This is a genomic window from Candidatus Thiosymbion oneisti (assembly GCF_900092655.1).
Classification (GTDB): Bacteria; Pseudomonadota; Gammaproteobacteria; order Chromatiales; family Chromatiaceae; genus Thiosymbion; species Thiosymbion oneisti.
This window is the reverse complement of sequence record NZ_FLUY01000643.1, coordinates 1-9,756: the sequence shown is the minus strand read 5'-3', so window position 1 is coordinate 9,756 and position 9,756 is coordinate 1. Positions and strand designations below refer to the sequence as shown.

The following is a 9,756-nucleotide window of genomic DNA, read 5'->3' as shown; positions in this document are numbered from 1 at the left end:
CCCGATGTGAGTCTTTAAAAATCAATCGGTTATATTGGAACATGAGGCCGATACGGTGGTCGTTGACCAGAAAACAAGGGGTTAGACGCCAAATGGTCCTCGTAACATACTGATTTTAAAGAATGTTACAAAGGGAACAACTCTATTGTTTTATCAAGATTCGTTTTGCACTCTGCGCATATTATAGCCAAGATATGTTTCTCTGCCTAAGACATGCTCATTAAATCCCGGATCATATGATGTTTGTATAAAGAGCTTTCGTGCAATAGTGAAGTCCTGATCCTTTGTTCGTATATGGAGTCCACCTCCACTTTCACGCCGCGTTAGGGTGGACGTAAAATATGCGGAAGAAAAACAAGATTGAGGGCCTAAATGCATTTCTTCGCCAAGATTCGGCAGAGATTTAACGATCAGGTGAGGTAGAAATTCTTCGATTACTGTATTATCAAGTTTTAACTGACTCTTTTGCCGATACAGAAAATCACTCTCACTATCGAATATGGTATCGAGGTCGATAAACCGCTTGTATCCAGAGAGTAAGGAAACTAAACGATCAATCATAACCAACTGCTCTCCTTCGGCGTCAGTCATTGCCCGTATCCATTCGTGATATTTTTCTATCGCGTAGTCTATCCTCTCCTTGTCATCGACAGGGAGCTTGTCGTTGTCAAGCAGCGCATTAAGCTTATCCAGGTGCGGAGTCGGTAATGCCATTATTCTTTTGCCTGTGACGGTACAAATTGCGGAGAAGGCTTTATATCCTGGACACGTGAGATTGCATCTTCGAGAGATTCGTGCTTATCTTCCGGCACGGTCTTCCGCGCATCCGAGAGCACCTCTTCCCCAATTCTTCGGGCATGACTAATGACAAGAGAAGACTCAGGCTGAATTACGCCCTTCGGAATAAAGTGCAGTATATCTTCTTTGATAATGTTACCAAATTTGTTCTGGAACTGTCGTTCTTGCCGTAGAGCCGTTCGCATACCAATAACTTCTTCAGCAAGTCGGCGTAAAATAGCGCCATTGAAAAAGGCGGTTTTATGAACATTCGATTCTCGGCCTACAACAAAAATAATTCTTCCACTATCACAACAAACTCTTACCAACTCGGAAAGGGATTGGCTCATGTCGATGCAATATTGAACAACCGTTAAAAACCGGTTCTGCCGGAACTTTCGGTTTGCGCCAATTTCTGACTTTGCTGATACGAGCGGCTTCCAACCCAGCATTTCGACTGAAGAACGGTAATTGTGATGGTAATTGAACACGTTAATATAAGGCGGAGAAGTAAGAACGAAATCGATAACACTATCGTCCAGTGGTAAATATCTTGCGTCTCCTAGTGTTACAGAAACAGTTTTTCCGGATTGTGGCAAGGATTCGACAAGGGAACGCAGCTCATTCCATTTTGACCAAAAGAATTCTGCCGAAATGCTTTTGTCTCTTAAATCTAGTTTTACGATCAAGGCTTCAATCAAGGTTCTGACGTCCCGATTATCCAGTTTAGTTAAACTGGAAATAAGTGGCGTGATAGATACGTCATCGTTAGAATCCGCACCTATTGGTTCAAACAGAGGAAGCCCCAAAGGAATATATGTTGATAAGTAACTGTCTGTGCTGGAAATCAAGGAAAGGCGTTCCCTTCTGTTGTAAACAGTGAACGTGTAAACTTTAGCCAATAATTCTGCGGCAGGATTTACTTCGTACCCAAATGCTTCGTGACCTAAATGAGCAGACTCTACCAGCACTGTTCCGCTACCGACAAATGGGTCTAGAACCACATCATTCTTATGGGCGTAGCTTGCAAGGATAGCGTGGGCGAATTGGGGCGAAAATTGCCCGCGCCAAGTAAGGAGATTGGCTCGCCTTTTGTCGTCAATATCCAGATAGGTTCTATCCAAGGGTCGGTCGAACGGCATAGACTCATCCGAAAAAGAGGTCTTTTCCTCTCTACAAATAATACATTCCGTCATCTATGAACTTTTTGAACCTCTAACGCGCCGATTGAGGGAGGTAGGATGCGGTAAGCCGCCAGGGACGGCGGCGAACCGCATCATATCGACCACGAAAGTCACGCAAGGACAAACATGAAGGTTCGTGTCCTTTCGTGCCGTTCGCGGTTCGAGGAAAATCAGCCCAGAGCAGCCAGGGCGGCGGCGTAATCCGGCTCTTGGGTGATCTCGGGGACCAGCTGGGTATAGAGGACCTTGTTGTCCTTATCCAGGACCACCACGGCACGGGCAGTGATACCCGCCAAGGGGCCGTCATCCATCAGCACGCCATAATCCTTGCCGAACTTACGCGAGCGCATGATGGACAGGTTGACCACGTTGCCGATGCCTTCGGCCTTGCAGAAGCGGTCGGAGGCGAAGGGCAGATCGGCCGAGATGACCAGGGCGACGGCATCGCGCTTGCCGGCCATAGTCTCATTGAATTTCTTAGTAGAGGTAGCACACACTTCGGTGTCCAGGCTGGGTACGATGTTGAGCAACTTCTTCTTGCCGGTATAGTCGGACAGGGTCTTGTCGCTCAGATCACCGGCGACCAGCTTGAAATCCGGGGCGGTCGAGCCGACAGCGGGCAAGTCGCCGGCGAGCTTGACGGGGGTTCCTTTGAGGGCGGTTTTAGCCATGGGGATGCTCCTATTTGGCTTGTCGGATGGTTGTGGTTTATTGATTCTTCAGGAATAAGGTGCTTTGGTCTTAACTGCCTTCTGAAGAATTCAGCCGCAAATGAACGCGAATGAACGCAAATGAAATCACTGCTTAAATTTGCGTCTATTTGCGTTCATTTGCGGCAAAAAATAAAATCAGTGTACTTAGTTTCTAGACAACTTCTTAGGCATGTACCGGAACACTGAACATGGTAACCAACGGATGCCTCGAAGAGGGAAGAGGAAACTCCGACAGATAAAGCGCTGTGGCCTCTTGCAAGTTCGCGATAGCCTCTTCGACTGTTTCGCCTTGGGTGGTCGTACCTGTTTCCGGGTTCAAAGCGATGTAGCCACCCTCTTTTACTTGTTTTCGAACATCTTCCAATCGATTCCAAGTTGTCGGATTGCTGTCCGTATTGTTCCCAGCTTGAGATCGCGACTACCCCAATCCGGTAACGACGTAACCCGCTGTGTTATCGGATTGAACCATTTACGATGAGAACCACCGCCCTTGCGCGGTAACTCATAACACTCCAAAGCAACCAGTTTTCGAGTGACTTCCCGATATTTCACGCAGTTGCCACCAGCGTTTCAAGCCAAACAGAACCACTTGTGTCAGGAAGCTGTAAGCTGGCAGGTAAAGAACGCCCCAAATCCCGATAGGCTTCAATCACTGCCAGAAGGGCATCTTGAACGTTAGCTAAAACTTCCTCAACGGTATCTCCTTCCGTGACTAATTCCGGTAATATCGGTGAAGTAACGGTAAATCCACCTTCCGACTGCGGATCTAAAACCAAGGGGATTTTATAAAGCATTTGAGAACTCCGAACCTTTTCTATGTCACTCTTGCGAGCTTGAGTGTTTGTTCCTCTACGACCTTGACAAGGGCTTGCATGGAATCGACTTCTGTTGCTTCGAAATAGGATTCACCACCTTGGGAGCATACCCATGCTGGAACCTCATCCAGGCTGACATGAATTCCTTTCCTGTCAATGTGGAACGGCACAGTACCTCGTTTCATTTCTGTTTGGCAGTACATGCATTTCATTTTCTTCTCCGAGACTTGAAATCATTAATCCATTGATCCGACCTGGGAATGTAAGCAGTGATGATTGCCAGATATTCGTCTTTTGGAGAGCAGACTATGTGTAACGCCCGGTTGTTCTCACCATACCCACCTATAAGACAGCTATGGCCTCTTACATCTTCTGGATAATCTTCAATATGATATTCAAGGCGTTCAAAAATCGCACTTTGCGGTCGTCGTCATGAAAAGCATTGAGTATGGGATTTTTCAAGGTCCCCTTAAGGTGCTTTGCTATATGATCGCCTCTTCACTTAGCTCTTTTATCAGCTCATCATGAGAAATCGTAGGCTCATCCCGTCTTTCAGCAATAGCTACCAGATCTTCTATGTCGTAAAGCAATTCCTCAAAATCGGAGATTAGGAAGAATGACGGACTTTTTTTCGCCTTTTTCGTCCGTGATATATTTTGGATGCAGCGCTCTAATGTTTAACATATTTTCCACCTCTCTGCCTTGTCACATAACGCCACATTTCGGCTTGGCAATACATGTATTTCATCGCCATATCACGATGAGACACCTAACGGATACGCCCAACTACTAGCCATTCACAGCCTTGGCGCAATCGGACAAGGGGGCTGATTACGGGTGGCAATGATACGTGCGAGCTTCCCGGCGTATGCCGTCATCTCTTCATCGGCGCGCATCTCGGTAGCACACACGAGCAGCGCGGGATCGAGCTCGGGATAGTGTGGCCCCAGATCGAATCCGCCGAGGATATTGTGCGCGGCCAGAGCGCGCAACAGATCCGCCGTAGGAGCGGGAAGCCGCAGGGCCTTTTCATGGAAGACGGGTCGATCGAACAAGGGCTCGACACCGGGTATCTCGCACAGCAGGTCGCTGAGTCTTGCGGTGTTGGCATGGCACGCGGTTGCGACCCGCTCCAACCCCTCGGCACCCAACAGGGCCATGTGGATGGTGGCGGCGGTTACCAGCAGCCCCTGGTTGGTGCAGATGTTCGAGGTCGCTTTGGAGCGGCGGATGTGTTGCTCGCGGGCCTGCAGGGTCAGGGTAAAGCCGGGTTTGCCTTCCTGGTCCAGGGTGCGCCCGGCGATGCGTCCGGGGAGCTGTCGCACCAGGGCCTGTCGGCAGCAGAGAAAACCGGCATAGGGACCGCCGGAGGCCAGCGGCATCCCCAAGGGCTGGGCTTCGCCGCAGGCGATATCCGCACCCTGCTCGCCCCACTCCCCCGGCGGTGACAATAGGGCCAGGGCCACGGGGTTGACCACGCCTATCGCTAGGCTGTTATGCCGGTGGGCCCAGTCGGTGAGGGCGTCGACCTCTTCCAGGACGCCGAAGCAGTTGGGCTGGTTGATCACCAGCGCCGTGCACTCCGGGCTTGTGAGGGCTTCGAGCTGCTCCAGGGTCGTGTGTCCGCCGGTGCGGTCGAAGGGGACCTCGATCACTTCGATGTCCTGTTGGCCGACGATGGTGCGCAGGGTACGGCGGTAGGCGGGGTGCAGCGCCTCGGGAACCAGCACCCGGTGCGGCTTGCGTTTGCGATTGCAGCGCACCGCCATGAGCACCGCTTCCGCCAAGGCCGAGGCACCCTCGTAGAGGGAGGCGTTGGAGACGTCCAGACCGGTCAGGGCCGTCATCATGGACTGAAACTCATAGAGTACCTGCAAAGTCCCCTGGCTCGCCTCCGCCTGATAGGGGGTGTAGGCACTGTAGAACTCGCCGCGGGTGGCAATCTGCCACACCGCCGCCGGGATGTGGTGCTCGTAGGCACCGGCACCGATAAAGCACAGGGGCTGGCCGTCCTCTCGGCTGCGCTGCTGCATCAGGCGGCCGATCTCCAGCTCCGAAAGAGCCGGGGGGAGGTCGGGAAGACCGGTTGCCATGAGGTCCGGGGGGATCTCGTCGAACAGGTCGTCGATCCGCTCGACGCCGATGACCGCCAGCATGGCGGCTACCTCTTCTTGGGTGTGGGGGATGAAGGGCATGGAATCCTCGGTCCCTTAGCGCCAGTGCAACAGTGCCGACGTACCGATAACATCGGTTCGGCTCTTACATTGGGAATTCCTTTTTGCCGCAAATGAACGCGAATCAACGCAAATCGGTCGCAATCGGCTCACCATCATCGACAGTCCTTGACCCGGTTGCATTTATTTGCGTCCATTTGCGTCCATTTGCGTTAATTTGCGGCTAACGCTTCTGTGAAGATTCCGTTCGCTCAATGTTATCGGTGATTGAGAGCATCTGTACTAGCCTAGCCTTCCTCCTCCACCAGGCTCCGGTACTCGGTCGCGTTCAGCAGGCCATCCGGTTGTGAGGCATCGGATAGCCGCAGCTTGAATAGCCAACCCGCACCGTAGGGGTCGTCGTTGATGGTCTCCGGAGCATCGCCCAGGACCGTATTGACTTCCGTCACCTCGCCGTCGAGTGGGCTGTAGATATCGGAGGCCGCCTTGACCGACTCGACAAGGGCGCAGGCCTCCCCGGCGGCGACCCGGCGTCCCACTTCCGGCAGCTCGACGAACACCAGGTCGCCCAACTCGTCCTGGGCATGGTCCGTAATGCCGACCGTCACGGTGCCGTCACCCTTGTCCCGTACCCACTCGTGTTCTTTGGTGTATTTGAGGTCATCAGGTGTATTGGTCGTCATGCTCCGTTCCCCATCTTGATGGTCGCGTACAGGATCTTACTTCATCACAGGTCGATGCGCGGTTTTCCGTTGCGCACGAACGGTGGTTTCACCACCCGTGCCGGCACGGCTTTGTCGTGGATCAGCACCCGGCATTCCTCGCCGCTGCCCGGCGCAATCCGGGCGAAGGCGATGGACCGCTGCAAGGTGGGCGCAAATCCGCCGGAGGTGACCTCTCCCACCGGCTTACCATCGCTGAGCACCGCCTGCTGCCGGCGCAGCACACCGCGACCGGTCAGCAGCAGGCCTACGCAGCGCCGCAGTCCGCCGCGCTCACGCTGGGCCTCGAGGGCACTGCGGCCGATGAAATCCCGCTCGGCAGGCTCCCAGGCGACGGTCCAGGCAAGTCCGCTCTCGAGGGGACTTACGGTTTCGTCCATGTCTTGACCGGAGAGGTTCAGGCCCGCCTCCAGGCGCAAGGTATCTCGAGCACCGAGGCCACAGGGCGCAACCTCGGCACCCTTCAGACCCCGCCATAGGGCGAGGACCTGGCCGGCAGGACAGATGAGCTCGAGGCCGTCTTCTCCCGTGTAGCCCGTGCGGCTGATGAACCAGTCGCCTTGCTCGGCGGCGACGAAGGGTTTCAGCGCCAGCGACTGTTCGCGCAACGCCGCGGGGATCAGGTCGACCGCCTTGGCCCGGGCGTTCGGTCCCTGGACCGCGATCATGGCCAGATCTGGCCGCGGCCGAATAGCGATAGCCATACCCACTGCCTGGTCCCGAATCCAGGCCAGGTCCTTCTCGGCGGTAGCGGCATTGACCACCAGGCGGTAACGGGTGGGGGCGCGGAAATAGAGGATCAAGTCGTCGATAACGCCGCCCTGTCGGTTGAGCATACAGCTGTAGAGGGCCTGCCCGGGAACCCGGAGCCGCGCCGGGTCGTTGGCGATCAGACGGCCCAGAAAGGCCGGCACACCGCTCCCGTCGAGATCGATAATCCGCATGTGGGAGACATCGAACATGCCGGCATCCAGACGCACCCGGTGGTGTTCCCGGACTTGGGAGCCGTAGTGTAAGGGCATGTCCCAACCCCCGAAGGGCACGATGCGGGCGCCTAGGGCCCTATGCTCGTCAAACAGCGGGGTTTTGTATCCCATGTGGCGCTTCCAGATTCCAGTCACCAGCAGTCTAGTTGGGGTGATGGAGAAACCCCAACATTCTTTAATTACTCCACAGATTATGCAGATTTTCACAGACCGTTTCGTTTTTGATCTGTGAAAATCTGCCTAATCTGCGGATAGAGCGGGCAAAACCGGAACCCTAGGATGGGCTCTACCCACCGAGAAATCCATACGTGTTTGCCCTGATATTGAGGTGATACCGCGTGGACCTGGGGCTAGAATTTGCTATCCTTTTGAGTCATACCAAGATTAGCAATCGAAACGGGCCATTTATGCTCCAGCATGGATGGGGCAAAATTATAACGCACGTTGAGGATATGGATATGCCGCCGAAACGCCCCCTCGGGGTGATCTTTCTATCCTGGTTGCTCCTCCTACCACTCGCTGGTATCGCCGGCACCGGCGACAGTGTGCGGGCCCGCTTGGAGCAGTTGCGGGACTACGATAAACCGACCATTGCGGGAGCACCCCTAGTGTCCGTGGGGCTTCTCGAAGACTTTTACCGCCGGCACAACGATCGCTCCGTGTGGCACAGCAGCCGGCAGGTCGATGACCTGCTGCGCCTGGTGGAACACAGCATCGATGAGGGCTTCCAACCGAGCGATTTTCATGTCGGAGCGATCGTCGCCACCGCGCAAGGTCGGGCCCCCTCGGATCTATCCGCCGCCACCCGTGCGGACCTAGAGATCCTCCTAAGCGACAGCCTGCTGCGTCTGATCCATCACTACCGTCATGGTAAGATCGACCCGCGCCGTCTGGGTAAGCATCGGAATCACGGGCAGGGAGCCTCCGCGAATGACCTGATAGACGACCTGGAGCGGGTGATCCGCGCGGAGGATCTGCAGGTCGCAGTCGAGGGCCTGGCCTCCCGGCCACTCTTCTACAAGCGGCTGCAGCAGGGGCTGGTACGCTATCGCCGGATCGCCGCCGCCGGCGGCTGGCCGCAGATCCCGGCGGGTCGCTCGCTCAGGCCCTTCATGCGTGACTCCCGCGTGCCCATCATTCGCGAGCGCCTGCGGGCGACGGGCGACTTCACCGGTGCCGCCTCCAATAGCCCGCTTTACGATCAGGCGCTCAAGACCGCGGTGCTTGCGTTCCAGAGACGCCACCGGCTCGGGGCCGACGCCACCGTGGGTCCGACGACCCGAGCGGCCATGAACGTCTCCGTTACGAAGCGGGTGAACCAGATCCGCATCAACCTGGAGCGTATGCGATGGATCTCCGACGGGCTTCCCGACGACTTTTTGCTGGTCAACATCCCGGAACAGCGCGTCAAGCTCTTCCGTGATGGGCAGTCGGTCTGGAGCTCACGGGTTATCGTCGGGCGCCGCGACCGGCCCACCCCGGCGTTCCGGGATCAGATGGAGTACCTCGAGATCAACCCCAGCTGGACCATCCCCCCCACCATCCTGAAGAAGGATATCCTGCCCGCCGTGCGCAGGAATCCGGGGTACCTGAAACGGAGAGGTCTGCAAGTGGTCACCCGCAGCGGCAAGTCCATCTCGCCCAGGTCCGTCAACTGGAAGGTGTCCCCCGCGAGCTTTCCCTATCTGATTCGGCAGCCGCCCGGCACCCGGAATGCCCTGGGCCAGGTCAAATTTATGTTTCCTAACCAGCATTCCGTTTACCTGCACGATACCCCCAGCCGTAGCCTCTTCAAGAGAGCCAGACGCCTGTATAGCTCCGGTTGTGTGCGCGTCGAGCATCCTTGGAAGCTCGCGGAGCTGCTTCTGGATGATCCCAAACGCTGGAACCGGACCCGGTTCAAAAAGATCGTTGCCTCGAAGCAGACCCGTCTGGTACATCTCAAGGAGCCCCTGGCGATCGTCCTGGCCTATTGGACAGTGGAAGGGGATGCGGACGACAAGGTCCTATTTTGGAAAGATATCTACACCTGGGACCCCGCCATGCTCAAGGCCCTGGATAGGCGCAGTCAACCACGCATCGTGCGTCACAGGCCGGTACCGCCCGAACCGGCGACCCCCGCTCCACCGGAGGAGCCAGAGGCCGCCGAGCCGCCGCCGGTGTGGAGACCCACGATCAAGACCCTGTTCGACTTCCCCCCGCTCGATTTAACCCCCAGTGAAGGGCCACTGGACGTGCACTGACGCGCAGGGAAGCGCCCAAAGATCCCTCGCTCCGCTCGGGACAAGCTCCTCTCTGGCTCCCACGTTCCAGAGACTGTGAAAGAATTCGCCCGTGCTTGCGGGCCTTGGGTTGCAGCACCTCGGAAGCCCGGAAAGCGGTGCC

At 55.7% G+C, this 9,756-nt stretch carries 11 protein-coding genes; 1 reads left to right on the top strand and 10 read right to left on the bottom strand.

Annotation, left to right across the window (positions count from 1 at the left end):
- Positions 1-153: 153 nt before the first annotated feature.
- The 10 genes from BQ17_RS07035 to gcvT form a co-directional block, all read right to left on the bottom strand.
- Entirely contained in the window at positions 154-714 is a 561-nt protein-coding gene (locus BQ17_RS07035; RefSeq protein ID WP_089725600.1) for a Bpu10I family restriction endonuclease, read from the bottom strand.
- Positions 714-1,973 (bottom strand): DNA methyltransferase, encoded by a 1,260-nt coding sequence (locus BQ17_RS07030; protein ID WP_089725598.1) that lies wholly within the window; start codon positions 1,971-1,973, stop codon positions 714-716. The genes BQ17_RS07035 and BQ17_RS07030 overlap by 1 nt, the downstream gene beginning before the upstream one ends.
- 158 nt (positions 1,974-2,131) lie before the next feature.
- A complete protein-coding gene (tpx, locus tag BQ17_RS07025) occupies positions 2,132-2,632 on the bottom strand; it encodes a thiol peroxidase (protein ID WP_089725596.1) in 501 nt (166 codons plus the stop codon).
- A gap of 381 nt (positions 2,633-3,013) precedes the next feature.
- Positions 3,014-3,226 (bottom strand): type II toxin-antitoxin system HicA family toxin, encoded by a 213-nt coding sequence (locus BQ17_RS24030; RefSeq protein WP_089725592.1) that lies wholly within the window; start codon positions 3,224-3,226, stop codon positions 3,014-3,016.
- Entirely contained in the window at positions 3,223-3,468 is a 246-nt protein-coding gene (locus tag BQ17_RS07010; protein ID WP_089725590.1) for a type II toxin-antitoxin system HicB family antitoxin, read from the bottom strand. Before BQ17_RS07010 ends, BQ17_RS24030 begins: the two co-directional genes overlap by 4 nt.
- 20 nt (positions 3,469-3,488) lie before the next feature.
- On the bottom strand, positions 3,489-3,692 hold the full coding sequence (locus tag BQ17_RS24025) for a YgiT-type zinc finger protein (RefSeq protein ID WP_369406463.1): 204 nt from the start codon (positions 3,690-3,692) through the stop codon (positions 3,489-3,491).
- A gap of 5 nt (positions 3,693-3,697) precedes the next feature.
- Positions 3,698-3,877, bottom strand: a complete 180-nt coding sequence (locus BQ17_RS24020; RefSeq protein WP_369406462.1) for a DUF4258 domain-containing protein — start codon at positions 3,875-3,877, stop codon at positions 3,698-3,700.
- A gap of 409 nt (positions 3,878-4,286) precedes the next feature.
- Positions 4,287-5,684 carry an aminomethyl-transferring glycine dehydrogenase subunit GcvPA gene (gene gcvPA / locus BQ17_RS06990; protein WP_089725586.1) on the bottom strand — a complete coding sequence of 466 codons (1,398 nt, stop codon included), beginning with the start codon at positions 5,682-5,684 and terminating at the stop codon, positions 4,287-4,289.
- Between the two features lie 266 nt (positions 5,685-5,950).
- Entirely contained in the window at positions 5,951-6,346 is a 396-nt protein-coding gene (gene gcvH / locus BQ17_RS06985; RefSeq protein WP_089725584.1) for a glycine cleavage system protein GcvH, read from the bottom strand.
- 44 nt (positions 6,347-6,390) lie between these two features.
- Positions 6,391-7,482, bottom strand: coding sequence for a glycine cleavage system aminomethyltransferase GcvT (gene gcvT / locus BQ17_RS06980; protein ID WP_089725582.1), 1,092 nt, complete (start codon positions 7,480-7,482; stop codon positions 6,391-6,393).
- Positions 7,483-7,829: 347 nt separating this feature from the next.
- Here gcvT and BQ17_RS06975 point away from each other — a divergent pair, with 347 nt between their 5' ends.
- Positions 7,830-9,614, top strand: a complete 1,785-nt coding sequence (locus BQ17_RS06975; RefSeq protein WP_176722331.1) for a L,D-transpeptidase family protein — start codon at positions 7,830-7,832, stop codon at positions 9,612-9,614.
- Positions 9,615-9,756 lie beyond the last annotated feature (142 nt).